Below are 25,004 nucleotides of genomic sequence, written 5' to 3' on the forward strand. Positions count from 1 at the left end.
GTCAATCAGGAGAGAAAGGCCGCCGAGAAGTTAGCGGCCGAAAAGGCTGAGGAAAACGCCCTCGGAGACGAGGGGGGTCAGAACCACGCGCTACTGGACCTACTCCCCGGGAGACGGTGCCGCGAGATGGGACGACTTCTACGCACGCGGCGTGATGGGCATTGGCTGGAGCAAGCTCGGCAACGTCGAGCAATACGCCAGCAAGGAAGACATCCGCAAGAGCCTGCGCACCCTGTACAGGAGCAAATATTCACAGAAGAACTGTGCGCTTGCGCTCTGGCAATTCCTGCACGAGCTGAAGCCGGGCGACGTCATCTTTGCGAAGCGAGGGCTGAACGAGATTCTTGGACGAGGCGTTGTAGAGGGAAGCTACGAGTTCGACAAGAACGACGACTCCTACCCAAACATCCGCAGAGTTCGCTGGACGCACAATGGTGAGTGGTACAGCGAGTGCCTCCTCGCCACGAAGCCTCTGACGGACATTACAGCTTATCCCGATCTCGTCGCACATCTCAACTCGTTCTTCGAGGACGAGGGCAGCGATCTCGAGGAGGATGCGGGACAAATCGAATATCCCGCGTACACGCCCGAGGACTTCCTCTCGGAAGTCTATATGGATGCCGAGCGCTACAGAACCCTCGTCAATGTCCTGCGCGCGAAGAAAAACATCATCTTGCAGGGTGCTCCAGGCGTGGGCAAGACCTTCGCCGCCAAGCGCCTCGCCTACTCCATGATGGGCGCGAAGGATGCCGAACGCGTAATGATGGTGCAGTTCCACCAGAGCTACAGCTACGAGGACTTCATAGAGGGGTTCCGCCCGAACGCACAGGGCTTCGACCTCGAGAAAGGCGCATTCTATAGCTTCTGCAAGAAGGCGCAGGACGATTCGGACAACGACTACTTCTTCATCATAGACGAGATTAATCGCGGAAACCTCTCGAAGATCTTCGGGGAGCTGTTCATGCTCATCGAGAACGACAAGCGCGGATCCAGAAACACACTGCAGCTGCTCTATTCGCATGAACTGTTCTACGTTCCGAGCAACGTCTACCTCATAGGCATGATGAACACGGCGGATCGCTCGCTCGCAATGCTCGACTACGCTCTGCGCCGCCGCTTCGCGTTCTTCAACCTTCTCCCAGCTTTCGACACGGAGAGCTTCGCCGCGTACCAAAAGGGGCTTGCCAGCAAAAAGTTCGACCGGCTCGTCGCCTGCATCGTGAAACTGAATGAGGCGATCGCGTCCGACGAGTCGCTCGGTAACGGCTTTTGCATCGGACACAGCTACTTCTGCCGCATATCCTCGGACGACGTAATAGACGGGAAACTCTCGGAAATTATCGACTACGAGCTCGTGCCGATGCTGTGCGAGTACTGGTTCGATGAGCCTTCAAAGGTCGACGAGTGGGCCGATAAACTGCGCAGGTCTATCCAGTGATTCGGATTCAGAACCTCTACCACATGCTCGCCTACGCGTTCCAGACGCTGCAAGGGCAAAGCTACCGCGACATTGCTGTCGAGGAGTTCGATAACACCGCCGACCTCCTCGCAGAGATACTGACGCGTGGCGTAAGCCTGCAGGTCAAGCGCGGCCTTGGCCGGGAGTACGTCCACCTCGAGGAGGCGCTCTCCTCTCCGAGAGGGAAGATAGAACTATCCGAGTCATTGAAGACGCGCTCGATTCTGCGCAGGCAGCTGGTCTGCAGCTACGACGAATTCAGTACGAACACGCGCATGAACGGCATCCTCAAGGCGACAATCGCGCTCCTGGTTCGCTCGGACATTAGCAAGACGCGCAAGAAGGCACTTAGCCGGCTACTTCCGTACTTCGCGGACGTGGATGGCGTGGATCTCTCGTGCGAGGACTGGAACATACGCTTCGACCGGAACAACCAGACCTACCGCATGCTCATGAACGTATGCTGGCTTGTCGTGAAGGGTCTTCTCCAAACGCGGGCGAACGGGAGCCTCCACATGATGGACTTCCTCGATGATCAGCGCATGAGCCGCCTGTACGAGAAATTTGTCCTCGAGTACTACAGGTGCGAACATCCAGAGCTTTCCGTAGGGGCACCGTACATCAGCTGGGCTCTCGACGACGGCTTCGACGACATGCTCCCCGCCATGCACACCGACATAACGCTCGCGCGAGGAAGCACCGTTCTCATCATCGACACTAAGTACTACAACAATACGACGCAACAGCAGTTCGACAAGCGCAGCGTCCACTCGGACAATCTGTACCAGATCTTCACTTACGTGAAGAACAAGGAGGCGGAGTTCGCTAACACTCCCAAGTCGCACAGCGTGTCGGGCATGCTGCTCTATGCTAAGACGGACGAGGAGATTCAGCCTGACGGCGTGTATCAGATGAGCGGCAACCAGATCAGCGTGAGGACGCTGGATCTCAACCGGAAATTCTCAGAAATCGCCGCTCAGCTTGATGAGATTGCAAACGCGCATTTCTCGAAAGAAGTGGCTGGCATTTAAGAGCCTGACGAAACACCTACCTGCAATTGAGAAAGCCGAGGAATACGGCGACTGAGTCGTCGACCAAGTGAGTAAGGGAGCCATGGACGATCCGATCCAGATGCCATACGCGGACTACGGAATGACGGTCGCTGACGTCGGACAGACAATCCGCTCCTTAGCCTACAAGCACCCGGAATACGAACTCACGCATTACGGCGACATACTCGAACGCAAAGGGCTCAACTGGGATGATCAGGTAATGTCCGAGGCTGGTACGTCGGAACTCGACGGCAAGGCAGCGATGGAACTTCTGCTGAGAGTTGTAAGGGTATAGCGATTTTGAGACGGGATCTTACTTGAATCCTTCGAGGATGGGAGCATGAGAAAGTCTCTTTTGAGATTGAGCGAGATTGACAAGCAGGATAGGAGTGAAGGGCGACATGGACAAAGATGATGCCATTGCAAAGCTTGAATCATTAATCAAGGAGGGCGAGAGTGTTCTTGCAACTTCACACCATATCGAAGGTGTGCTCGGAGCTCCTTATGTTAATTCGGAGTTATATAGTCCCTGGAGAGCAAAGGCGTCCATTGCTCTCCATGAGTTACTCCCTGAGTCTCAGCAGGATGCAATGAAGGATCTCGAAAAGAAGGCGAACGACCACACCGGGATTGCACGGCAATGGCAAGGACTTCTCCAGGGGACTTTGAAGGGAATACAGCAAGGCTTTATCGTCCTCGAAAGGTCGGACGATGACGCTGCCGACAACGTCATCGAGCAGATATTGAACAGATTCCCCGACGTGGTCAATTCCATCAACAGGAGGCATGCAAACAGGGACGGCTATGAAATCACTGATGAATACGACGTACAGGATTTGCTCAGATCCATCTGCTTAGCCTACTTCGACGATATACGCGATGAAGAAGCTGTGCCTAGTTTCGCCGGAAAGAACTCGCGCATCGACCTCTTCCTCAAAGAGGAGGCACGCTTCATTGAAGTGAAAATGACTCGTGATGGCCTACGTGACAAGAGGCTTGGCGAGGAATTGAGCATCGACATCCCCCGGTACAAAGAACATCCGGGATGCGAGCGGCTGTTCTGCTTCATCTACGACCCAGGCAGACTTGTCCGCAACCCAACCGGTCTCAAGCGCGACCTGGAGAAGATAATCCCTGGGTTCGTTACCGTCATCATCGCGCGCTAGACAGAGCAAGTAACCTTGAAAGCCAAAGCCCCCGGGAGCAAAGCCCCGAGGGCATTCTGCACTTAGAGTGCGCCAAGCGCGTTGAGGTGGTACCGGAGAAGTACCTCGCCCTCACCGACGATGAATATGCTCACGACGTCGAACCTGATCAGGATGTCCTCGGAGTCCAGGTGCTCGGCGAGGTAGGCCGCCGCCAACCGTTCGAGTGCCGCGCAATCCGCGTCCTCCTCGGGGAACCCCTCGCCGCCGTTCTGCGTGGTCTGGCAATGGACGAAGACTAGGTCGCCCTCGTCACGGGCAATGAAGTCAGCGACGGTGCCGCGTGCACTCAACCCCCCCCCTCCAGAATCTCGAAGCGTCTGCGCTCGAGATAGACCCTGATGCCCTTCTTGATCCTGGTGCCGGTGACCTCCATGATGGCCTCCTTAGCTCCCAGCCCGCCCCGATGGCGCGCCTTGTGGCTCGTATGGATCACGTCCCAAACGTTGGTGTAATAACCACTTTAGGTTGAAAAGAAGGAAGCGACCTTCGCCTAGAATCTTTAGCTAACAGCACAAGATTCGAAAGAAAGGAAAAGGTCGCCTATGGACAGTTTAGATCACCTGAGCGCTCAGAGCTTCGAGATTCCACGCTTCGATGATGGAATGGTCAATCTTTCAGAGCTCATACGCACCATGGCAGAGTCACTCGTGAACGAGATTATGGATGCTCAAGCGGAGGATGCTTGCGCTGAGGGCAATCAGCGCACCGCACTCTGCGAGCTCTAGAGGCTTCAGAGCCAGAAACTTCGGCGTCTCTCGGCTCCGCCGGGCGGGCTTATCTGCCGATGCAAAATTCCGTTCGATTCCAGATTGATGTCGAGTCTGAGATGCAAGATAGGGTTTTCCGAAGAGACCGAAGACGCTCTTGCCTCGCTTTTTTCTTCTTGGCCGCCTCTTCTCGAGATTGCCCTTGACGCTCATCGTGCTCGGAGGCAGATCTGTGCCGAACGCCCTCTTCGTGTTTGTCCTGCTCCAAAACAAGCCTCGTTTTGCCGTCGGGTAGTTTAACTGCTGATAGTATTTTAGCAGCAGCTATTTTATTCATTTCTATCATGTTCGGCAGGAGACATAAATGAAGCCGTTTCACGTAGTTTTGGCAGCCGTTATAGCGTTGATATCCCTTGTTCTAGTCGCGAGCAGTATCGGCATCATCCATATCAGGCTTTAGTCCGTCATCGAATCCAACACGCCTATTGCCATTCTTGCCTTCGGGTAGCCGAGCGCGCGGAGCGTGCGCGCGAGGCGTCGAGGGCCCACAGCCAGAGCCTCGGCCAGGACCGCGGGTCGCGCCAGATCGAGGGGCCCGAGAGATGAGGTGGCAGGCGGCGGCCGCGCTGGCCGCAGCGGCGTTCGGCGCGGGAGACTTCGCGGCCGCAGCCCTCGCGGCGTCGGGCGCGAACCCGATCATCGACCCGGAGGCCGCCATGTCGGCGATCCCGGCGGCGCTTCGCGCGGGACGCGTATTCTCAACGGAGGCGCTGCCCCTGTGCGAGGGAACCGTCTGCGCATGCGCTGCTCTTGTCGCCTGGGCGCGTTCTTTGGGACCCAAGGGCGCCCGTCGCGACGGCGAGGAGCACGGGAGCTCCAGGTGGGCCACGCGTAAGGACATCGCGCCCTTCGGCGACGCCAAGGACCCCGACAACAACAACATCCTCACCGACAACGCGCGCATCCGCCTCGTAAGCCACAGATTCAGCCTCTTCCACCGACACCAACGACAACGTACTCGTGGCGGGTGACCCGGGCACCGACAAGACGCGCTACTACGTCAAACCGAACCTCCTGCAGGCCAACACTAGCTTCTTCGTGACCGACCCGAATGGCACGCTCATCCGCGAGATAGGCGGCGCGGTCGCGCGGCTCAGCTACGAGATCCGCGCGTTCGACACCATCGACTTCTCGCGCTCCATGCGCTTCAACCCCATAGCCTACATACGCGACGAGGCGGGGCCATCTGCTTCGCCCGCAGCATCGTCGCCAACACCGAGGACGAGGCCGACCACCAGGGCGACCCCTACTGGGAAAAGGTCGAGCGGCTGGTCTACACCGCGCTCACGGCGCGAGCTTCTCCATCGTTAACGAGACCGGCCGGTACGTGCTGGTCGGCGGCGAGGTGGTTCTCCATGCGAAACGGCTACGGTGCTGCGCGACACGTCCGTCGAAAGAAGGAGGACAGCTGATGATGGACATCAACGAGAAGGACGAGCGTCGTGAGCCGATCGATGCGGTGGCAGATGCAGGAAGGCTGGCGAGGGGGCTGGACCAGCTGCTTGAGTCGCTGGCGCACGCCAACCAGCTGGACCCGCTCGACGTCGAGGGGATCCTGGCTCTGAGGTCGATAAGCCATAGGTGTGCCGAGCGCATCGGCGACGCCGCGCACATCCTGGAAGCGCAGAACGAGATCCTCTACGCCGAGGAGCGAGCGGCGAACCAAAACCGTCGCGAGGGCTAAGCGGCCGAACCCTCCGTTCGCGCCGCCGTCACTGCCCGCATAGAGACTACGCGAACCGAACATCTAACTGATTAGGGGCTACCCGACCAAAGAATCGGCGCGCTTCAAACCGAAAGACGTCACGGGCAACATCGTAACCTCACTGGTTCCGATGGGCTGCCCTATGAGAAACGAGCAGACGGCAAGGGCGAGGCGAAGTGCATCGCCGGTGAGGTGCCGTTTGAGTTGCCCAAGGGATGGGCCTGGGCCCGCGTATGCTCTCTCGTCTCCAAGCTTGGATCAGGAAGTACTCCTCGCGGCGGTCAGCGAGTTTACGTTGCATCTGGCATCCCCTTTATTAGGTCTCAAAACGTCTATAACGATGGGCTTCGGCTGGAAGATGTTGCCTACATTGACGAAGCTACGAATAAGTCAAAATCAGGAAGTATTGTTTGCGGCATGGATCTGTTGCTTAATATCACAGGTGGATCAATCGGCCGTTGCGCAATGGTTCCGAGCGACTTTCCAGGAGCTAACGTAAATCAGCATGTAATGATTATTAGACTGATCGAGCCGAGTCTATGCCGCTTCGTCCATGCTTTTGTCACATCGTCTTTCACGCAGGCGCTGATACTCGGAAAACAGCTTGGTTCAGGGCGCGGTGGTTTAAGTGCTGAAACTTTCTCGACTTTCCTTATTCCCGTCCCGCCCCTCGCCGAGCAGCGCCGCATCGTCGACGCCCTCGGCAAATACCTGGCGCTCGTCGACGGGATCGAGCGAGACCGGGCGGAACTCGACGTCCTGCTCGCGCAACTCAAGTCGAAGGTGCTCGACCTCGCCGTCCGCAGCGAGCTCACTGAGCGCGATCAGAAAGACGAGCCCGCAAGCGAGCTTCTCGCACGCATCCGCGAGGAGAAGCTCGCCATGGTGGGGCGCGGCGAGCTCAAGTCTAAGGACGTCAAAAACGACACCGTTATCTTCACCGGTTCCGATGGCCTGCGCTATGAGAAGCCCGCCGACGGCAAGGGCGGGGCGAAGTGCATCGAGGGCGAGATCCCATTCGAGATTCCCGAGGGGTGGAGCTGGTGCCGCCTACTTACCCCTGTCGCGCTTGACCCGAAGAATGATGCTGATGACGAAACACCGGCCAGCTTTCTGCCGATGGCAGCGATCGAAGAAGGCTTTCGCAATCAATATCATCCTGAGGTGCGGCGATGGAAAGAAATCAAGAAAGGCTTTACTCAGTTCGCCGACGGTGATGTCGTATTCGCTAAGATCTCGCCGTGCTTTGAGAACGGCAAATACTTCATTGCTTCCTGTCTTGAGAATGGTGTTGGAGCTGGAACAACAGAACTGTATGTCCTACGCTCGCCATCAAAAGGCCTATACAGTAAGTATCTTTTCTATTTCCTTGCCTCGAACTATTTCACTGGAGACGCCAAGAAGACCTTTATGGGCTCGGTTGGTCAGCAGCGCATCAAAAAAGACTATCTTGAAAGGATGCTGCTTCCTGTCCCACCCCTTGGCGAGCAGCGCCGTATCGTCGAAAGAATCGAAGAGGTATTCAATCTACTCGATTAGCTGCTTTCATTGCATAGTCGAAAGGAGACATGCAATGAAAGACTTTGAAGAGTACTTGCAAGCGCAGGAGTATGCGGCGAACACAATCACTTCGTACCTGTTTGCCGCAAAGCAGCTCGAGCAGAATGCGTTGCCCATCACAAACCAGTCGCTGCTTGAACACAAGGAGTGGCTGGTTTCGTCGTTTGCGCCCAAGACTGCGAATAACCGAATTGGCGCCATTAACGTCTACTTGGACTTTCTCGAATACAACGGGATACGTCTGAAGGGCGTTAAAGTCCAGCAAAAACCTTTCTTGAATAATGTGATTTCAAACGATGAATACTACCGTCTTCGCGACGGGCTCACACGAGACGAGGACTGGTTCTGGTACTTTGTTGTACGCTTTCTCGCCTGCACGGGTGCCAGAGTAAGCGAACTGCGCAAGTTCGAGCATGTGCATCTTATAGCAGGTCATATGGATGTCATTTCAAAAGGACAGAAGCTGCGTCGCGTCTATATTCCTGCGGGCCTTCAAGCGGAGGCGCTCAATTGGTGCGCTCGCGAAGGTAAGGCGGAAGGCGTGCTATTTGGCAACCGCTCGGCGATAACTAGCCGTGGTATAGCGCTCGGCCTAAAGCGTGCAGCCGAGCGCTATGGCGTAAACCCCGACGTTGTATACCCGCATTCATTCCGGCATCTATTTGCCAAGAACTTTATAGTCAAGAACCCCGATATCGCCTTTCTTGCCGATTTGATGGGCCATGAGAGCATCGAGACGACGCGAATATACCTGCGGCGCACTGCCACCGAGCAGCGCGCCGCAGTTGATGAGGCTATAGACTGGTAGCAGAGGTTACTGCTTCTATGGCTCTAACAATGCGCCGCTGCTCGGCTAGAGGCGGGACCGGAACGAGGGCCTTAAGTAAAACTCCTCGCTCAATGCCGGGGATAAAACCCTTGGCTTTTCTTCTAATTGTTTCAACATGCCAGGCAAGCACCTGCTGGAGATAGAGTTTGTCAACTCCGCGATAAGGGTTGATGGCCATGACCTGACGCGCAATGTGCGCGGAGGCAAACTTATTGATTGCCATCTTTCCAACAGTTCCCTTGCAGGTAAATAGTAGATCGCCGCGATGGGAGATGCGTTTCGGCTTATCGGTCCAGCGGTTCTCAATTAAAGAACCGTTTTCAAAATTTGATGCTCCTGTGATGTAGGGAATACCGTTGTGCTCCGAGTTGTAGTCGGCTTTTGCCAAATCGATTCCGGATGTGAGCTGAATCAGACGTTCCATGCGGCTCCAGCTCCACCCCTCGGGCACCTCGAACGGGATTTCCTTCTCGATGCACTTCGCCCCGCCCTTGCCGTCGGCGGGCTTCTCATAGCGCAGGCCATCGGAACCGGTGAAGATAACGGTGTCGTTTTTGACGTCCTTAGACTTGAGCTCGCCGCGCCCCACCATGGCGAGCTTCTCCTCGCGGATGCGTGCGAGAAGCTCGCTTGCGGGCTCGTCTTTCTGATCGCGCTCAGTGAGCTCGCTGCGGACGGCGAGGTCGAGCACCTTCGACTTGAGTTGCGCGAGCAGGACGTCGAGTTCCGCCCGGTCTCGCTCGATCCCGTCGACGAGCGCCAGGTATTTGCCGAGGGCGTCGACGATGCGGCGCTGCTCGGCGAGGGGCGGGACGGGAATCAGGAGGTTGGAAACAACGCTCTGGTTTAGATTGGGCTGATTACCTCCCTGAGCTTTTTCACGGAGCGCATCATAGCTGTTCTCGTAGCAAATTTTGATATAGCTCTGGAGACAGCCTTTTTCGATCTTTCTTAAAACAGCACACGCCTGATTTGTTGCGGCGTCAATACGCAATGTAGCAACAGACCCCCGCGTTTTTCCCTCGCCATACATTGCAACAACAAGAGATTCGACAGGATAAACAACACAATTTGTTTCGCGAAGTGCAAGTTCGGTTATATAACCATCCGGTTCAATAATGACCCCTTTTGTAGCCGAGCCACTCGTTATCCACGGAATCGTGCCATTTTCGTAATAGGCTTTGTTTGCCTTAAGGGGCGTTGCTCCTGTTCCTACTGGACAAACAGCGTTTACCCTTGTCCAGCTCCATCCCTCGGGGAGATCGAAAAGAATCTCCTTGTCGATGCACTTCGCTTCACCCTTGCCGTCTGCTCGCTTCTCATAGGGCAGCCCATCGGAACCGAAATAGATCACGGTATCGTTTTTAACATCCTTAGGCTTGAGCTCGCCGCGCTCGACCATGGTGAGCTTCTCCTCGTGGATGCGCGACAGCAACTCGCTTGCGGGCTCGTCGTTCGGATCTTGCGGAACAAGCTTGCCGCGGATAGCAAGGTCCAACAGTTTTTGACGCAGTTTCTTGGTGTCCATTAGTCCTCGATATCCCCCAGAAGCGCCTCGAGCTGCTCCACGGCGTCGGCAATCGCATCGCTCTTCTCGTGAATGCTTGAGAGCAAATCAGAAAGCGAGATCTCCGAGATGTCCTCACCGGTTTTGATCCAGGTGATATCGAGACTCACCTTGTCGCGACTCATAATCTCGTCGATAGTGAATCGGCGCCAACGTCCATCGGGATTGTTGTCCTCGCTGTAGGTCTCATCGCGCTCATCGATATGGCCGGGCCTGTAGCATTCAAGGAAGTCGGCAAGGTCGGTCTCGGTCATAGGGTGTTGCTTCAGCGTGTGGTGAACGTTCGTGCGATAGTCGTAAATCCACACCTCGCGGGTCTGTACACGCTCGCTGCCGGGACGGTTCTCGAAGAATATAACGTTAGCCTTCACACCCGGCTTGTAGAAGATGCCGGTTGGCAGGCGCAGGATAGTGTGCAGATTCGTAGTCTCCAGCAACTTTCGACGCACCGTCTCGCCGGCACCGCCTTCGAACAGCACGTTATCGGGCACGACAACGGCAGCGGTGCCGCCAGTCTTCAAGATAGTATGAATGTGCTGAACAAAGTTCAGCTGCTTGTTCGAGCTCGTTGCCCAGAAGTCCTGGCGAGAGTACGAGAGCTCTTCGTCGACAAGCTCACCATCCTCGCCGGCAGCAGCCTTAAGCGTCGCCTTTTTGCCAAAAGGCGGATTGGTAAGCACGTAGTCGAAGCGCATACCAGGGTCGGAAAGAAGCGCATCATTTCTTGTGATGGGCGGAACGTCGTTGAAGTCGCCAATGTTGTGCAAGAAAAGATTCATGAGGCAAAGCCGGCGCGTGGCGGGAACGATCTCCCAACCGTGGAATGCCTCGTTCTTCAAGAACTTCTTTTGGTCGGCGTCGAGCTGGCAGGTGCCCTCTATGTAGCTCTTCGCAGCCAGCAGGAAACCGCCCGAGCCGCAGCACGGGTCTATTCCGACACTGTATTTGATACAATTTAACGCTGGTGCGTAAGTCATGTGTTTATCCTCGAAATCCCTTGATTTACAGGGATTTTCTCCTTTCTGCAAACTTCCTCTGCTGCTTTTCGTGGCAGTTTTTGTATGATTTTAGAGTTTTTCTGTGCCTCATGTTGGTGTGCCTGTTTCCGATTTTCGTACCCCTGAGCGAGTAATCGTTAAAAGGTTTAGGGAATCGTTAAATTGTTTGAGGAATCGTTAAAAGGTTCAGATTGCTCATCGTTTCAGTGCATTCAAAATCTGCAAAGCCTCCTGTGCCCGCATATAATCTGACATAAATTGCCAGTCTGGATCACCGTCCAAGGAAACCGGGAGAAGTATTTGCTCTCTACGAATTCGTTCGTCATTAATTTCCCGATTAAAGCTGTATTTTTCTTGCAAACGAGAAACTAATGTTGCTAAAAATTGATAGCTATATTCATTCAATTTGCTATTTCCTAATGCTGTCACGTGATCACTTGCTACAAATTCAAATGGCTGATAAAAAGCTGTTCCTACAGATCCACTATTTGCTACTGTTAAGCAGTTCTGATACACACGCACTTTTTCATCGTTGCCGACGAAACCATCAACACCGTTGTTCTGAGCAGTAGAGGAAACGTAAGGCATCTTTCCTATTATATGATCGTCTTTCTTTAATCGCTTTCCGCGACCTATGTTTTTGAATATCTCTTCGTACCCGAAAGCCTTCCAATCTCTATCGGTCAGTACCCCCCCCCTGAATGTTTATGCACGATACCAGTTTTTCATACCGATTTTGCATAATTTCTGTAACATATGACAAGGAATCTGATTCAAGTTTTGCGATGGTCTGCTCCATGTAAGCATGGTTCAGCGCTCCGCTGTCCGTAAGAGGAAGCATGATGCGCTGTTCGGCAAGACGCGTGGAGTTTGCCGTATAGGAGTAGGAATACCTCTCGCGATTCGATTCAAAGCAGCGGGCAATAAATTTTAAAGCTCCGGCGGAAAGTGCTCGCTTCGGCGACAAGATGTTGACCTTTGTTCCCGTATAAAATGGTGTGGTCTGCACAAAGGGTTTTGCCGTCTCATTGCCGATGGTAATGACAGGTACTTTATCCCAAAGATAAGCCTCATCATGTCCTTCGGTAAATCCGTCAACACCGTTGTTCGTCTCTTTGCGCGTGACATAAGGAATGCGACCATTCTCTTTGTCAATTTTGTTGCCGTCCAGCGTCTTCCCAATAGTGATGTTAAAAAGATCGCCCAGTCTAACGCCTCCCCATGTGGTGTCAGGCATGGCGCCTAAAGCAAGCAAGTCATCCAGTAGTCGATCCTTGAAGTAGGGCAGGACTTTCTCCAGCATGCGTTTTTCCTGCTCCTTCATGTAGTCAGACATGAATTGCCAATCGGGTACACCATCGAGAGTGATGGGGAGAAGGATTTTTTGTCTTTTCATTCGTTCAGCATTGAATTTGTATCCGTATGCATATTTTGATTTTTGTTGCAAAATGCACTGCTTAAGAAAAAGAAGTGTATATTTGTCGTTCGAATCAGTTTTTTTGATACCAATACGCTTCACGTCATCAGAAAAAGTGGCTTTATAAGGATGATAAAAAGTTTCTACAACACTGCCGTTATAATTAACGCCAAGGATGTTCTGATCAGTGCTCTCGTTTTCATTAGATACAAACGCCGTAATTCCATTATTGGAATCAGACGCGCCAACAAACGGTATCTTGCCTGGTTTCATATCAGCTTTTGTGAGTCGCTTCCCAGACTTAATTGTAAGCTCATCTTCGATAAAAAAGTTCTTCCATTCTCTATCCTGCAAGCTCAGCATGTGCTCACCTCCTCGAAGAGGTAGCCTCTTCCGTGAGTGATCATGTCGAACTCGAAGGTCAGGTAATCTGCGATGGTTTTCTGAAAATCTTTCTCCGTCGGGATCTCGTCATTAAAGTAGTAGAAAGAGTGCAGCCATTCATCATCCGCTTCAATAGTGGTTTCCACCATGAACTTGGTCGGAGCTTCCCGTTTTCCCCGGAAGCAATCCAGCAGGCGCTGTTTTTTATCCTTGGCGGTCTCTGTCTCCACCAGTCCGACGTGTTTTCGTACCACGAAACCGTCATCTTCAAAATTAAAAAACTTCACCAACCGATCTTTGGGCTGTGGTTTATGAGCCGTAAAGACAGCAATACTGGGATTTACACCGACGCGGTAAAAGGTGTTTTTATTCAAGGTAATCACGGCTTCCAGCGTGTGATTTTTTAAGATGCGCCGCTTCGTCTTTTTATCTTCACCGTTTTTGCCAATCATGGTGGATTGCGGAACGATGACCGCCACCCGTCCGCCTTCGGCCATGCAATCTAAAAGGTGTTCCACAAAGGAGATCTCTCGCAACTTGGATGTGGCATCATTTTTCCCTTGCGAGTACGGCGGATTCATCATGCCGACGCTGGGCGCAATGGTTCGCTGGATTTCTTCTGAGGAGCGATTAAAGAAGTCGTCGCATTCCAAGTTTGATCTGCCGTCTCCACGTAAAATCATGTTAGTTGTAGCGATGGTGAACATGTCTTCACGCAACTCGATGCCGTGGATTTGCTTTTCCTTGATTTCGCTTCGCTGGTGTTCGTCCTTCGCGTTTTTGAGCATCCTGTGCATTCCAGCGATGAGGAAGCTGGACGTTCCCGTACAGGGATCGAATAGAGTGTCGGTCGGTTTCACATCCAGCAAGTCACAAAAGAGTTCGCAAATATGGCTCGGTGTGAGTACAACGCCGAGAGACTGCCCGTCACCGCCGGAGTAACTCATAAACTCAGAATAGAAGCGTCCGAGGATATCTTCTTTTACATTCGCACGCAGCGCTTGCAGGATATTTTTCTGTAGGTAAATGCCAAAGTACTTAAGCGGTGTCATACCCAAGTCATCGCGCTTTTTATTGAGTGACTGTCTGTTCTTGATAATGGTGAATTGATCCAGAATCATCTCACGTTTTACATCGGGTTTTACCCGGATACGTTTTAAGTGGTTTGAGAGAGCTTCCCAGACAATATCTCCATCCGTTTTGACCTCATCGCCGATCAGATCATCCAATTTGAAGCTGGGATCTTGCAATGCCAAAAGAAGCGCCGAGACTACCAGGGGCTTTTCGGTTTCGCCAAGCTGTGCATAGTCGCGCAGATATTCATGCAGCTCGGCAGCGAGTTTGACGATCTCTTCCAGTTCCAGTTCCTCATCGGCACGAATACCTTTCACCTGCTCGTTATAATAAGCGTCGATGTTTTGCTCATTGAAATTGATGAAAGTTTCAACTGGATCGAGAATCGAGATGGTTTTTCCATCACAAAAAACCGGCTGGATCAGGTGGTGAACCTCATCACCGGAAACCCCGACGGCAAAAATCTTCTTAAAAGGTGTATGTTTGGCAACGTGTTCGCCATAGTGAACTGCCCCATTGACAGCGTAATTTACCGTCGCATCCACCGAGCGATCCAAAGTACTCTGATCCTCATTCCATTTGATATGAAAATTGGTATCTCGTTTATCTTCGATAATCAGCACAAAGTCTTTCACTTGCGCAATAAACTCCGGGCTACCGAGTTTTCCCGTGCCACGTTTGGACGCTGTTTTTAACGCTTCATCAATATCTTTAATGCCGCTGATTTCTGCAGTCGCTTTGATCTCTGCTTCACGCAGAAGTTCAGCCACATAAATATCTGTGTTCTTTTCTCTTGGCATGGACTTTTATTTCCTCCTCTCGGGCACTTAGATGGATCTGTTTTCAGACTTTGCAAACAGTAATCCGTTAGCTGTTGTTGCATATCTCTGTTTGCTGCTGGTCGGCTTATCCGGAATGGTCAAGCGCAATAACCCGATATCTACCAGCGGTCGAATGATGTTTTTTCTAAAGTACTCTGCTGTTTTAATACCGCAGAATGTCTGCATTTCTTGCCGGCTGCGTGGCTCTTTGCAATAGTCCAGTAGTTTTTGGATTTCTTCTGTTGATAGTTTCACCTGAGAATAGACTTCCGTACTGACTTGCGTACCAACTTCCGTACTGACTTGCGTAGTTGATTTGTTGGAAGTCGGTCCCACACTTGCCGTCGCTGCCTCAGAAAGCGGAATGGTGATGGTAAAGACATCGCTTTCCGTGAAGGTAGGCTGCCCGCCGGAATAGAGCTTAGTGTATTTATAAGTATTGCGCATACCACTGCCCAATTCGTCGGCAAGCCCGATCTCGCGGAAGACTTTCGCAATCGGCGGGTTTTTAGCAAAAGGCTTAAACGTCTTCAGGTTGAGGTTGCCGTGGCCATGTGCCAGATTGGCGTTTTCCGTCGTGATCTTATCTGCCTCAATCACGAGCTTCGCCACATAGCCGCTGGAAAAATCTCGATGCATGAGGAGGTTGGAGACAATCTCACGTAAAATCTTATCTCTGGCGCTGATACGCTGAATTCCTTCCATGACAAAGAGATCGTTTAAGTGTTTCTGTCCAAAAGCAATGAGCCGGTCATAGCTTTCAATGAGGTTTGTAATCACGACATCGCGGTCATCGTAGCGATCGACATTAAAGACGCGAAAGATAGCGTCGGTCTTGTGCTGGGGGAGCACCGACATAATGCGGTTATCGCTGCCAAAGAGCAAAATTGCAGCAAGCGTCAGACCTTCTTGATTGGTATCCGGATCTTTCAAGATGAGTCCGCAGCTTCGAAGCATCTCTTCATCACTCATATCCAGCCATGCGTGATGCTCAGTATTAACACGAGTCATTCGTCTTGCTCGCTCCAAAAGATCCTTGCGCAAAGCAGTAATAGGAATCGCCGGATACACCTTGTTCACGAAATAAGTGTTTTGCTTTCTCGCATAAAGCTTAAAAACCAAATCAGCGTTGTCGGTGATATCGATATCGGAGTCGTTATTGCGGTCGTAAATACGCCCGGCACTGCGATAAACCGTCTTTCCAGAAGGAACGTAAATATAAAGGATCGTTTTGCCATCCTCTTCATACTCTTCCGGCGTGAGATAAAGCGGCGGAAACATTTTCGACTCATTGTTAATCGTCGTCACAAAATCTTTTTTGATTTGCATAATACAATCCGGCTCAACACCTGCGACTGTTCCATCGTCTTTTACTCCGAGAAAAATATGTCCGCCATCACGGTTGGAAAAAGCGCAGACGGTTTCGTAAACATCTTTTGTAATATCCGTTCTTGAGCGTTTAAACTCAACGCTGATGTTTTCTCCTGCGCGAATGAGTTTTTGTAATGTTTCAGGCAGTCTCACCGTTCATCCTCCTCTCGTATGGTCTCAAACAGGTCTTCCACCTTGCAGTCCAGTGCCTCAGCGATTTTCAGCAGCACATCCATGCGTACATGCTCGTTTTTCCCGAGTTTGGCTACCGAATTACTACTGATATCTGCGGCATCTCTTAACTGGACTTTGTTCATGTTCTTATCGATTAAAAGTTTCCACAGCTTGTTGTATATGATTTTCATCGATTTGCCTTTCTGCTCCATTTGTCTCCGAAGAGAGCCTGCTCATTGTTCTCAAGTTTGATGACCGTCTGTTTTGCAATGATGCTTTGTGCTTCTTCGGAGCAGTTCAACGTCTTATCGATAGCTATAAAGATTTGTTTCTCTTTTTCTTTGTTATAGATTTCAATCATCCGGCTCATGTCAGGACGTGGCATAGGATCAAAGAGGATGGAGTCATGCGCAATCGCCGGCAGCACTGTCGTATCTAAAACGGCGAGGTCATAGATCATCATCCCGCGATAATTTGTACTTGTGCCACTGTCCTTTGGCGTCTCAAAGTCATAGCTGTCAAACTTTGAGATTGTCAGATGTGGAGCATTGTACTGATCATCTGTTATGTAGTCATTGATTTCTTCCATCTTCCGGTTAATTGTGGCTTCAATTTCTTTAAGGACGAATTTCATTTGTTCTTGGTAGCGGTTATTTGCCTGTTTCTTCTCTTCTTGGAGTTTGTTCCGCTGATCAAAGGCATTATTTTCGTCCTGCAGTTTATTGATTCTTTGTTCCAATACACTGTAGGCTGTCAGGAATTCCTGAGTAAAAGTCATGGATGGCCGAATTTCAGACATTGCATTTCGAATGCTTTCTTCCTGTTCCTGCAAAGAGGCAAGTTCGACCGTAATCTTTTGTTTTGCACTTTCCAATTCCTCTTGAAGAATGCCTTGGATCTTGCTATGGAAAGACTCGATATCCATGAGCTTATTAAAATTTGCTTCCGGGAAGAACTCGGCAAGACTTTTCAGATCCGCTTCTGTCGGATAAATACCGCGCTGTAGATTTAGTTCAAGCAAATGCAGATCGTCTTGTTTGCCTTTGACGACGCGCCGGATATCGGTATATGCACGTTCTATTTCGTTGGCACGATTTGCTTCTTCCACTTCCGCCTCGTTGATGGGACGACTCCCTGAATTACAAAGCTCATCTCTTTTTTCTTCCAGTTCACGAATGGCTACGATGTTTTCTTGATACTTTCCCATTCCGTCTACGGCAGAGGGTATGAACTCATATTTTCTGGCTGCTTTGAATGCATCAATCTTATCTTCCACCAGATGAAGCTGTTCTTCAAAAGCCAGAATGGAAGAATACATGTTGTAGAGTGCCACCAAAACATGGATGGCATCTTTTTGTGATTCATTTCCACCGCGCATTTGAAGCGGTCTGAACTCATTGAGGTTGTTCTTGCCATAGATCCTAAAAAAGCGACTTACCGTATTTCTGAAGGAAAGACCGGGTAAATCCATGTCATATTTTTTCGCAAGCCAGTCCGTGAATTCTTTGATTTCCATCGAATCAATGGGGTCGTTATTCTCATCTACCTTGAAAACTCGCTTTGCGTCTGCTGTATTTCTGGCAAAGCGATAATCTTTACCGGCAAATGAAAAGACAAAGTAAATCGTGTGGTTGCCCAGCTCTCTCACCGGCTCGCTTTTAAGATAGGTATTCCCGCCAAAAACAAAGTCAATAATAAGGAGCATGGTGGATTTGCCGATGGATGCGGCTTTTCCGGGAATGCTTCCAAGCACCACGTTCAGTCCTTTATGAAAGATAACAGGTGGTCTTTGTCTTTTATTTTCTTTGAACAGTTCGCAGCTTATTTCTCGGAGCACAGAAAGATCCTCCCTTCGTCATCAAGCTCTACCTTTTGCATGGCATAAAGGCAGTCGAGAGCTTCGATGAGACGCACAGTGTCCTGATGCTTATGCGAAAGCTTTTGATAGATTTCGCGAGGAGATTTCGGATGATCCAGCATCCTCAAAATCTCAGGCATGAGTGGCAATGCACTCTCTTCGTATGAAAATAATTTATTTGGTAAGAGCATCGAATACCTCACAAGACTGTATAAAATACGAAATCACGATGTAGCAATAGCGAACATCCTGTTTCGTAATGCTTTGCAGGCGTTCTGCCAACAACTGATAAATCAGCTCCGCCGGCAGATTCTTTTTCGCGAGCTTTTGGTAGGACACTTTGATTTGTGCCCTAAGTAGCTCGTCGCTGAAGACTTCCTGCTTGACCAGTTGTTTCATGTTCTTTTCTATGAAAAGGTAGTAACGCGTGACATTTCGCATTACCTCATCTAAAAGAAAATAATCCGCATCCTGATCTATCTTTTTTGTCACCGTAATGGCGTTATAGTTTAAATCCGCAAAATCGGAGACTTTGGCTCGACTAAGGTTTTCCAATACACGCCTGATGCCTTTTTCTATGTCCGTTCCGCGAAGCGTGGTGCGGGCATTATTTGTCTGGACCTGCAGCTGTTTTATCTTTTGCAGCTCTTTTTCGTCGGCTTGAGTATGTTTTAGACTGTAAGACTGAAAGCAGTCATGGCAAAGCGGAATCAGGTTTTCATAGCAGTTTTTATTGCCGGAAATATGAGCAACGCAGTAGTCATCTTTGCTTTGATGATCATCCGCCACTGTTTGAAGATGTTTGGAACAACCAGGCTTTGAGCAAGTGTGCTTGCAGTCTTCCAAGAGCGTGGCACCGTATTTTTTCTTTGCCCGCTCGGATGTCATATTAGCCTTTGCCATCTTGCGGTCATTTTCAAGCTCAGGATTAACGATAAATTCCAAAGACTCCTTGATGAGGTCAAAGATCACCTCTGCCACGTTAGCCCTTGTGACTTTTTTGTCAGTGAATGGCTGGACGTCCTCGGCTAAAGCATTGAGTAAGGACTCGTCCTCATCATATTCGTTGATATACGCCAAAGAGTTTACAAAATTATCTTTTGTCATCCTACCGAGCATGGCTTTGGCAAGTTTCTTTGAAATACCACGCTTATAAAACTTATATAGGGATGCATCTTTATACCGTGAGTCTGAAGATGGATCCTTTTTTGTGCTCCATTCTTCCTCTGGTATATCGCAAAACCTTTGAATTAAATCTCTCATAAAGTCCGGAACCTCAGCATCTTTCATGAGGTGCGGATGAATGGCATGCAAAAGTTCTGTGAACAGCATCTTCATCACCCCTCTTTCCGATTTTGTCCAAACTGTCCAACGTTGTCCAAGAGTGTCCAAATACGAGATGAACCATTTCGTATATTGAGTATGACCACTGAGAGACAAGCAAATTATACCAAAAATCTTCATATTAAACAACAGAATATTGGCATTTGCAAATCTCAATTTGGCAAATCTTGGATGCTTCCTTCTTGGAACATCCGAGTCCTGATGGGTGGCTGCATCGTCTGATCAACGGTGGCGCACGGTTCTCATCCGGCAAGTAAATATTTCTGACTTCGTTATGCGCAAGCGCAGTCACAACCCCGAGCGGAGATTTCCGCGGGGCTTGTGGTCTGTTTACTGCGCCCATTTTGCCTTGCCCTTCTCCGTCTCGGATTCGAGATGAAGGAGGTCTGTAAATGGCAGCTCAAAATGTATCAAAGATTTATATTCGCGGTCTCGGTCTGGTCGAGACAAGCCCTGAACACAAGAAAGACTACGAGAACGAATGCGCCCGTATCCGCATGAAGATGCAGTATCACGGCGAATGCCACGTCACCAAGGCAAACATCAACCGCTGCGATGGCATATGCGTCGGCTGTCCATTTCGTTCTGCCGGGAAGTTTGTCTCCATCCATGACACCGTACAAACAGACAGCGCGCTTACCTACGCCGATGTGCTTCCCGCATCGGAAGCTTATTCACCGGAAGGCGTCCTTGCGCGTAAAACATTGCGCGAAGAACTCAGCCGTATTTTCGCAGGTCTCACGGACGAGGAGCGCCAAATCATCCGTCTTGTTGTCGCCGGTCAATCCGAGCGCGACATGGCAGAAATCCTCGGCATCAAACGCACCACACTGAACTACCGAAAACGTCAGCTTTTTGCTCGGCTGAAAAGCCGGCATCCGGAGCTTCGTGACCTTCTTTTGGATCTCATCTCTTATTCCTAAACCTTAAACCTTCGTCCAACGTCCCTCCCTTTCTTCAGGGAGGGATAGAGGGGCAAAACGGCAGGCCCCGAAGGAAAGGAGGTAGCCATGAGACCACAAAGCAATGTGCCGGGTGTGACAAGAGAAGAACTCATCGAAGTGCTCTCTGCCATATCAATTATCACCAAAGACCTGACAAGAAAACTGATTCAGACAAAGAAAGGAGGCAATCCCTATGGGACAGATGAAAAAGATGAAAGCTGTTATAGACGACCTACATTCCTGTAGCGAACAACTAAGCGATATCGCTGCCGAGCTGGAAGCGATGTTCAGCACGGCACCGGAAGAAGTGGCGGTTCCTGCAGCAACGCCAAAGCCGGAGCTGAAGCTTGAAGACGTGCGGGCCGTCTTAGCGGACATCTCCCGTGCGGGTCACACCGCAGAAGTGCGCGCCCTGATCGAAAAGTACGGCGCGGACAGGCTCTCTAAAGTTGATCCGAAAAATTACGAAGCTCTGCTTCATGACGCGGAGGTGCTCCATGCCAAATAAACATGCGCTGCTTTCCGCATCGAGTGCCTATCGCTGGCTTGCCTGCCCGCCATCAGCTCTGCTTTCGGCAAAGTATGAGGACACGTCAAGCTCTTATGCACAAGAAGGCACCGCGGCGCACGCTCTTGCCGAGTACAAGGTGCTGAAAGCGTTAGGCAGGAAAGCCGATGATCCGACGGAGAATCTTGATTATTTTAACGAGGAAATGGATGAAGCGACCGATGCCTATGCTGGCTACGTGCTGGAGCAAGTCGCCGAAGCTAAAAAGGCAACGACTGATCCAATCGTTCTGGTGGAACAGCGTGTGGACTTTTCCACCTATGTACCGGATGGTTTTGGTACTGCCGATGCCCTCATCATCGCCGACGGCAAGCTTTCCATCACAGATCTCAAATATGGACAGGGCGTGCTCGTTGAAGCCGATCATAATCCGCAGCTCATGTGCTATGCCCTCGGGGCCTATGAGATGTTTTCTGCGCTCTATGACATTGAGACCGTATCGATGACTATCTTTCAGCCACGGCGTGACAACGTATCCGTCTTTGAGATGAAAGCATCGGATCTGCTGGAATGGGCAGAGAACACACTCAAACCAAAGGCGGAACTTGCCGCCGAAGGTAAAGGCGACTTTACAGCCGGCGAACATTGCCGCTTCTGCAAGGCAAAGGCCGACTGCCGAGCCAGAGCGGAAGCCAATCTCGCGCTGGCAAGATATGACTTTGCCCTTCCGCCTACCTTAACCGATGCGGACATCGAAGCGATTTTGCCTCTTCTTGATGAACTTACCAGCTGGGCGGAAGACATCAAGGCCTATGCCCTGACACGTGCAGTGGCAGGAAAAGAGTGGCACGGATATAAGCTCGTCGCAGGAAGAAGCAACCGTAAATACGTAAACGAAGATGCCGTCGCAAAGAAGGTATCCGATGCAGGCTTTAATCCTTATGAGGAAAAGCTCCTCGGCATCACCGCTATGACCAAGCTCTTAGGCAAAAACCGCTTTGAAGAGCTGCTCTCATCTCTTATTGAAAAGCCGCAAGGAAAACCAACCCTCGTGCCGGAGTCCGATAAACGTCCGGCCATGAATTCAGCAAAAGAAGATTTTAAGGAGGAAAATTAAATGTCAAAATTTACAAACCCGATGAAGGTTATCACAGGAAAAGACACTCGTTGGAGCTATGCCAACGTGTGGCAGCCAAAATCAATTAATGGAGGTACACCGAAGTACAGCGTTTCGCTCATTATCTCCAAGTCCGATACCGTCACTTTAGGGAAAATCAAAGCTGCCATCGAAGCCGCCTACAAGGAAGGTGAAGCCAAACTCAAAGGAAACGGCCGCTCGGTACCCGCACTTGCGGCAATCAAAACGCCGCTTCGTGATGGAGATGCTGAACGTCCGGACGATGAGGCGTATGCAAACAGTTATTTTGTAAACGCCAACTCCACCACCAAGCCGGGCATCGTCGATGCCGACCGAAATGAAATCATCGACAGCTCCGAAGTTTACTCAGGCGTTTACGGCCGCGCGTCCATCAATTTTTATGCGTTCAACTCCAATGGAAACCGCGGCATCGCCTGTGGTCTCAACAACCTGCAGAAAATCCGTGACGGCGAGCCGCTCGGCGGTCATGCTTCTGCCGCAGAAGACTTTGCAACCGATGATGACGATGACTTCTTGAGCTAAGAGGTGTGCCATGACAAATCTACTTGATTTCATGTGTCAGCTCATCTTATCGATGGCTGTCGGATTTACCTTCGGTGCCGCCTTTGCCAACGTTCTCATTGCAAGACTGGAAAAGCGCGAAAAGAAAAACAACACCACAACCCGTTAAAAGCAAATGATGCGGAGAGGCAGACTGGAGATGCAGTCTGCCTTTCTGCCTATTTAGGAGGTGAAATTTTGAAAACACTTAGCATTGATATAGAGTCATTTTCGTCCGTTGAACTGGCCAAAGCAGGCGTATATAAGTACGCCGAAGCGCCTGCTTTTAACATTCTGCTCTTCGGCTGCTCGATCGATGGCGGTGAAGTTCAGGTCATCGACCTTGCACAAGGCGAACAAATCCCCAACGTCATTCTGGATGCATTGACAGACGACACCGTTATTAAATGGGCATATAACGCGAATTTTGAGAGAGTTTGTTTATCTCGCTATCTATCGGATATCGGCATAAGCCTTGATCCCTTTCATGACCATCATCCGCTTTCAACAGAGATGGCAAGATTTCTTAATCCCGCCTCTTGGCGCTGTTCGATGGTCTGGGCAGCAACTTTGGGTCTTCCACTGTCACTGGAAGGTGTCGGTACAGTACTCGGCCTTCAAAATCAAAAGATGAAAGAAGGTAAAGACCTCATCCGCTATTTCTGCATGCCGGACAGGCAAACCGGAAAACGACATCTTCCCTCTGATGCACCGGACAAGTGGAAAACCTTCAAGGCCTACAACAAGCGCGATGTCGAGGTGGAACTTTCCATCAAAGAGAGGCTCAAAAATTACCCTGTGCCGGATGTTCTCTGGGACGAATACGCCATTGACCAGGAGATTAACGACCGCGGCGTGAAAGTCGACCTTGCTTTGGCCAGCGCAGCCGTTGAGATGGACAGGCGCTCCAAGGATGAGCTCATCACCAAAATGAAGAACATCACGAATCTGGAAAACCCTAATTCGGTCGTTCAGATGAAAGACTGGCTTGCCCAAAACGGTATGCCCACGGAGTCGCTCGGCAAAAAGCAAGTCGCAGAACTGATTCAAACCGCACCGCCTAAGCTGCGGGATGCTCTTGTGCTTCGCAGTCAGCTCGCCAAATCCTCGGTTAAGAAATATCAGACGATGCAAAATGCCGCCTGTAAAGATGGCAGAGTTCGTGGCATGTTTCAGTTTTACGGGGCTAACCGCACAGGGCGCTGGGCAGGAAGACTCGTGCAAATGCAAAATCTCCCCAGAAACCACCTGCCCGACTTGGATGCGGCGCGTACTTTGGTAAAGTCCGGCGACTTTGAAGCCGTGAAACTCCTCTATGACGATGTGCCGGATACCTTATCCCAGCTGGTGCGCACCGCCTTTATCCCAAGGACAAATCATAAGTTCATCGTTTCTGACTATTCCGCCATTGAAGCGAGAGTCATCGCATGGTATGCCGGGCAAACCGACACGCTTGATGCTTTCCGCGAAGGCAAAGACCTCTACTGTGAGACGGCATCCCGCATGTTCGGAGTACCCGTCGTTAAACACGGTATCAATGGAGAACTCCGCCAAAAAGGGAAAATAGCAACACTGGCCTGTGGCTATGGCGGCTCGGTCGGAGCCTTAAAAGCGATGGGCGCGCTTGAGATGGGACTTTCCGAAGAAGAATTAAAACCCATCGTTGATGCGTGGAGATCTGCCAATCCGAACATCGTCAAATTCTGGTGGGACATGGATCGTGCCGTCCTTGAAGCTGTCCGCCATAAGAAAGTCACCAAGACACACGGTCTTACCTTTCGCTGCCGTTCCGGCATGCTCTTCATCATGCTGCCCTCCGGAAGAGCCTTAGCTTACGTAAAACCAAAGCTCGGTGAGAACCGCTTCGGATCTCCCTGCGTCACCTATGAGGGTGTCATCACCGGAAAGAAATGGGATCGCATTGACTCCTACGGTCCAAAGTTCGTGGAAAACATCGTGCAGGCAACTGCTCGTGACATCTTGGCCTATGCCATGCGGACACTCAGGCACTGCTCCATTGTCATGCACATCCACGACGAAGTGGTGATCGAAGCTGACAGGCGCATGTCGCTTGAGGCAGTCTGTGAACAGATGAGCCGCACGCCGCCGTGGGCTGAAGGCTTGCCGCTCAAAGCCGACGGCTACGAGTGCAAGTTTTACAAGAAAGACTGAGCCGAAGGCTTCGTTTCGGACTGCTCAAAATCGGACAGTCCTGATTTCTCTAAAATTTTTTCAAAGATCTCCGGCTGTTTTGCTTTCTCACGT

At 50.9% G+C, this 25,004-nt stretch carries 27 protein-coding genes; 16 read left to right on the forward strand and 11 right to left on the reverse strand.

All coding sequences use genetic code 11. The features are described 5' to 3' along the window. Positions 1-46: 46 nt before the first annotated feature. The 4 genes from K6V98_RS02865 (at position 47) to K6V98_RS02880 (ending at position 3,677) form a co-directional block, all read left to right on the forward strand. Entirely contained in the window at positions 47-1,438 is a 1,392-nt protein-coding gene (locus tag K6V98_RS02865; protein ID WP_503466215.1) for an AAA family ATPase, read from the forward strand. Continuing rightward, complete coding sequence (mcrC, locus tag K6V98_RS02870) at positions 1,435-2,490, forward strand: 5-methylcytosine-specific restriction endonuclease system specificity protein McrC (RefSeq protein ID WP_222199077.1); 1,056 nt, start codon at positions 1,435-1,437, stop codon at positions 2,488-2,490. The genes K6V98_RS02865 and mcrC overlap by 4 nt, the downstream gene beginning before the upstream one ends. Positions 2,491-2,572: 82 nt before the next feature. Further along, positions 2,573-2,806, forward strand: coding sequence for a hypothetical protein (locus tag K6V98_RS02875; RefSeq protein WP_222199078.1), 234 nt, complete (start codon positions 2,573-2,575; stop codon positions 2,804-2,806). A gap of 106 nt (positions 2,807-2,912) precedes the next feature. Further along, a complete protein-coding gene (locus K6V98_RS02880; protein ID WP_222199079.1) occupies positions 2,913-3,677 on the forward strand; it encodes a PD-(D/E)XK nuclease domain-containing protein in 765 nt (254 codons plus the stop codon). Between the two features lie 62 nt (positions 3,678-3,739). Here K6V98_RS02880 and K6V98_RS02885 read toward each other — a convergent pair whose 3' ends face one another. Further along, a complete protein-coding gene (locus K6V98_RS02885) occupies positions 3,740-4,009 on the reverse strand; it encodes a YraN family protein (protein WP_222199080.1) in 270 nt (89 codons plus the stop codon). Positions 4,010-4,261: 252 nt separating this feature from the next. On the opposite strand from K6V98_RS02885, the gene K6V98_RS02890 reads away from it, so the two are divergent. From K6V98_RS02890 to K6V98_RS02915, 6 genes are all read left to right on the forward strand, one after another. Then, complete coding sequence (locus K6V98_RS02890) at positions 4,262-4,444, forward strand: hypothetical protein (protein ID WP_222199081.1); 183 nt, start codon at positions 4,262-4,264, stop codon at positions 4,442-4,444. 584 nt (positions 4,445-5,028) lie between these two features. Then, positions 5,029-5,457: a hypothetical protein gene (locus tag K6V98_RS02895; protein ID WP_222199082.1), complete on the forward strand. Its 429-nt coding sequence runs from the start codon at positions 5,029-5,031 to the stop codon at positions 5,455-5,457. Next, entirely contained in the window at positions 5,447-5,797 is a 351-nt protein-coding gene (locus tag K6V98_RS02900) for a type IV secretory system conjugative DNA transfer family protein (protein WP_222199083.1), read from the forward strand. Before K6V98_RS02895 ends, K6V98_RS02900 begins: the two co-directional genes overlap by 11 nt. Before the next feature lie 100 nt (positions 5,798-5,897). Continuing rightward, entirely contained in the window at positions 5,898-6,170 is a 273-nt protein-coding gene (locus K6V98_RS02905; RefSeq protein ID WP_222199084.1) for a hypothetical protein, read from the forward strand. Positions 6,171-6,383: 213 nt separating this feature from the next. Next, on the forward strand, positions 6,384-7,730 hold the full coding sequence (locus K6V98_RS02910) for a restriction endonuclease subunit S (RefSeq protein ID WP_371734515.1): 1,347 nt from the start codon (positions 6,384-6,386) through the stop codon (positions 7,728-7,730). A 34-nt stretch (positions 7,731-7,764) separates the two neighbouring features. Continuing rightward, positions 7,765-8,559: a tyrosine-type recombinase/integrase gene (locus K6V98_RS02915; protein WP_222199086.1), complete on the forward strand. Its 795-nt coding sequence runs from the start codon at positions 7,765-7,767 to the stop codon at positions 8,557-8,559. Here K6V98_RS02915 and K6V98_RS02920 read toward each other — a convergent pair. The 10 genes from K6V98_RS02920 to K6V98_RS02960 form a co-directional block, all read right to left on the reverse strand. Beyond that, positions 8,546-10,108 carry a restriction endonuclease subunit S gene (locus K6V98_RS02920; RefSeq protein ID WP_222199087.1) on the reverse strand — a complete coding sequence of 521 codons (1,563 nt, stop codon included), beginning with the start codon at positions 10,106-10,108 and terminating at the stop codon, positions 8,546-8,548. The two genes, K6V98_RS02915 and K6V98_RS02920, sit on opposite strands and share 14 nt — an antisense overlap. After that, positions 10,108-11,124, reverse strand: a complete 1,017-nt coding sequence (locus tag K6V98_RS02925; RefSeq protein WP_222199088.1) for an HsdM family class I SAM-dependent methyltransferase — start codon at positions 11,122-11,124, stop codon at positions 10,108-10,110. The genes K6V98_RS02920 and K6V98_RS02925 overlap by 1 nt, the downstream gene beginning before the upstream one ends. A gap of 216 nt (positions 11,125-11,340) precedes the next feature. Beyond that, positions 11,341-11,832 (reverse strand): restriction endonuclease subunit S, encoded by a 492-nt coding sequence (locus tag K6V98_RS02930; RefSeq protein WP_083377411.1) that lies wholly within the window; start codon positions 11,830-11,832, stop codon positions 11,341-11,343. Further along, positions 11,822-12,925: a restriction endonuclease subunit S gene (locus K6V98_RS02935; RefSeq protein WP_074017955.1), complete on the reverse strand. Its 1,104-nt coding sequence runs from the start codon at positions 12,923-12,925 to the stop codon at positions 11,822-11,824. Before K6V98_RS02935 ends, K6V98_RS02930 begins: the two co-directional genes overlap by 11 nt. Beyond that, on the reverse strand, positions 12,919-14,820 hold the full coding sequence (locus K6V98_RS02940) for an HsdM family class I SAM-dependent methyltransferase (RefSeq protein WP_222199089.1): 1,902 nt from the start codon (positions 14,818-14,820) through the stop codon (positions 12,919-12,921). The genes K6V98_RS02935 and K6V98_RS02940 overlap by 7 nt, the downstream gene beginning before the upstream one ends. Before the next feature lie 27 nt (positions 14,821-14,847). Then, positions 14,848-16,365: an RNA/DNA-binding domain-containing protein gene (locus tag K6V98_RS02945; protein ID WP_222199090.1), complete on the reverse strand. Its 1,518-nt coding sequence runs from the start codon at positions 16,363-16,365 to the stop codon at positions 14,848-14,850. After that, on the reverse strand, positions 16,362-16,577 hold the full coding sequence (locus tag K6V98_RS02950; RefSeq protein WP_019133501.1) for a helix-turn-helix domain-containing protein: 216 nt from the start codon (positions 16,575-16,577) through the stop codon (positions 16,362-16,364). Before K6V98_RS02950 ends, K6V98_RS02945 begins: the two co-directional genes overlap by 4 nt. Continuing rightward, positions 16,574-18,223, reverse strand: coding sequence for a DUF2326 domain-containing protein (locus K6V98_RS02955; RefSeq protein WP_019133502.1), 1,650 nt, complete (start codon positions 18,221-18,223; stop codon positions 16,574-16,576). Before K6V98_RS02955 ends, K6V98_RS02950 begins: the two co-directional genes overlap by 4 nt. Further along, entirely contained in the window at positions 18,208-18,435 is a 228-nt protein-coding gene (locus K6V98_RS08770) for an ABC-three component system middle component 7 (RefSeq protein WP_022866311.1), read from the reverse strand. The genes K6V98_RS02955 and K6V98_RS08770 overlap by 16 nt, the downstream gene beginning before the upstream one ends. Continuing rightward, positions 18,419-19,582, reverse strand: coding sequence for an ABC-three component system protein (locus K6V98_RS02960; RefSeq protein WP_040430573.1), 1,164 nt, complete (start codon positions 19,580-19,582; stop codon positions 18,419-18,421). The genes K6V98_RS08770 and K6V98_RS02960 overlap by 17 nt, the downstream gene beginning before the upstream one ends. Before the next feature lie 398 nt (positions 19,583-19,980). Here K6V98_RS02960 and K6V98_RS02965 point away from each other — a divergent pair, with 398 nt between their 5' ends. The 6 genes from K6V98_RS02965 (at position 19,981) to K6V98_RS02990 (ending at position 24,911) form a co-directional block, all read left to right on the forward strand. Then, positions 19,981-20,511: an RNA polymerase sigma factor gene (locus K6V98_RS02965; RefSeq protein ID WP_019133505.1), complete on the forward strand. Its 531-nt coding sequence runs from the start codon at positions 19,981-19,983 to the stop codon at positions 20,509-20,511. A 214-nt stretch (positions 20,512-20,725) separates the two neighbouring features. Beyond that, a complete protein-coding gene (locus tag K6V98_RS02970; RefSeq protein WP_019133506.1) occupies positions 20,726-21,040 on the forward strand; it encodes a hypothetical protein in 315 nt (104 codons plus the stop codon). After that, complete coding sequence (locus K6V98_RS02975; protein WP_022866309.1) at positions 21,030-22,157, forward strand: DUF2800 domain-containing protein; 1,128 nt, start codon at positions 21,030-21,032, stop codon at positions 22,155-22,157. Before K6V98_RS02970 ends, K6V98_RS02975 begins: the two co-directional genes overlap by 11 nt. After that, positions 22,158-22,721, forward strand: coding sequence for a DUF2815 family protein (locus K6V98_RS02980; RefSeq protein ID WP_222199091.1), 564 nt, complete (start codon positions 22,158-22,160; stop codon positions 22,719-22,721). It abuts the gene before it with no gap. Positions 22,722-22,731: 10 nt separating this feature from the next. Then, complete coding sequence (locus K6V98_RS02985) at positions 22,732-22,869, forward strand: hypothetical protein (protein WP_222199092.1); 138 nt, start codon at positions 22,732-22,734, stop codon at positions 22,867-22,869. Positions 22,870-22,937: 68 nt separating this feature from the next. Then, positions 22,938-24,911 carry a DNA polymerase gene (locus K6V98_RS02990; protein WP_222199093.1) on the forward strand — a complete coding sequence of 658 codons (1,974 nt, stop codon included), beginning with the start codon at positions 22,938-22,940 and terminating at the stop codon, positions 24,909-24,911. Positions 24,912-25,004 lie beyond the last annotated feature (93 nt).

Origin of the sequence: Collinsella ureilytica (assembly GCF_019795105.1) — a bacterium.
Classification (GTDB): domain Bacteria; phylum Actinomycetota; class Coriobacteriia; order Coriobacteriales; family Coriobacteriaceae; genus Collinsella; species Collinsella ureilytica.

Bases quoted from the DNA above. Each gene is read 5' to 3' on its own strand.
- K6V98_RS02875 (WP_222199078.1), top strand. From the start codon at position 2,573: ATGGACGATCCGATCCAGATGCCATACGCGGACTACGGAATGACGGTC.
- K6V98_RS02880 (WP_222199079.1), top strand. From the start codon at position 2,913: ATGGACAAAGATGATGCCATTGCAAAGCTTGAATCATTAATCAAGGAG.
- K6V98_RS02890 (WP_222199081.1), top strand. From the start codon at position 4,262: ATGGACAGTTTAGATCACCTGAGCGCTCAGAGCTTCGAGATTCCACGC.
- K6V98_RS02895 (WP_222199082.1), top strand. From the start codon at position 5,029: ATGAGGTGGCAGGCGGCGGCCGCGCTGGCCGCAGCGGCGTTCGGCGCG.
- K6V98_RS02905 (WP_222199084.1), top strand. From the start codon at position 5,898: ATGATGGACATCAACGAGAAGGACGAGCGTCGTGAGCCGATCGATGCG.
- K6V98_RS02915 (WP_222199086.1), top strand. From the start codon at position 7,765: ATGAAAGACTTTGAAGAGTACTTGCAAGCGCAGGAGTATGCGGCGAAC.
- K6V98_RS02920 (WP_222199087.1), bottom strand. From the start codon at position 10,108: ATGGACACCAAGAAACTGCGTCAAAAACTGTTGGACCTTGCTATCCGC.
- K6V98_RS02925 (WP_222199088.1), bottom strand. From the start codon at position 11,124: ATGACTTACGCACCAGCGTTAAATTGTATCAAATACAGTGTCGGAATA.
- K6V98_RS02935 (WP_074017955.1), bottom strand. From the start codon at position 12,925: ATGCTGAGCTTGCAGGATAGAGAATGGAAGAACTTTTTTATCGAAGAT.
- K6V98_RS02940 (WP_222199089.1), bottom strand. From the start codon at position 14,820: ATGCCAAGAGAAAAGAACACAGATATTTATGTGGCTGAACTTCTGCGT.
- K6V98_RS02950 (WP_019133501.1), bottom strand. From the start codon at position 16,577: ATGAAAATCATATACAACAAGCTGTGGAAACTTTTAATCGATAAGAAC.
- K6V98_RS08770 (WP_022866311.1), bottom strand. From the start codon at position 18,435: ATGCTCTTACCAAATAAATTATTTTCATACGAAGAGAGTGCATTGCCA.
- K6V98_RS02960 (WP_040430573.1), bottom strand. From the start codon at position 19,582: ATGAAGATGCTGTTCACAGAACTTTTGCATGCCATTCATCCGCACCTC.
- K6V98_RS02965 (WP_019133505.1), top strand. From the start codon at position 19,981: ATGGCAGCTCAAAATGTATCAAAGATTTATATTCGCGGTCTCGGTCTG.
- K6V98_RS02970 (WP_019133506.1), top strand. From the start codon at position 20,726: ATGGGACAGATGAAAAAGATGAAAGCTGTTATAGACGACCTACATTCC.
- K6V98_RS02975 (WP_022866309.1), top strand. From the start codon at position 21,030: ATGCCAAATAAACATGCGCTGCTTTCCGCATCGAGTGCCTATCGCTGG.
- K6V98_RS02980 (WP_222199091.1), top strand. From the start codon at position 22,158: ATGTCAAAATTTACAAACCCGATGAAGGTTATCACAGGAAAAGACACT.
- K6V98_RS02985 (WP_222199092.1), top strand. From the start codon at position 22,732: ATGACAAATCTACTTGATTTCATGTGTCAGCTCATCTTATCGATGGCT.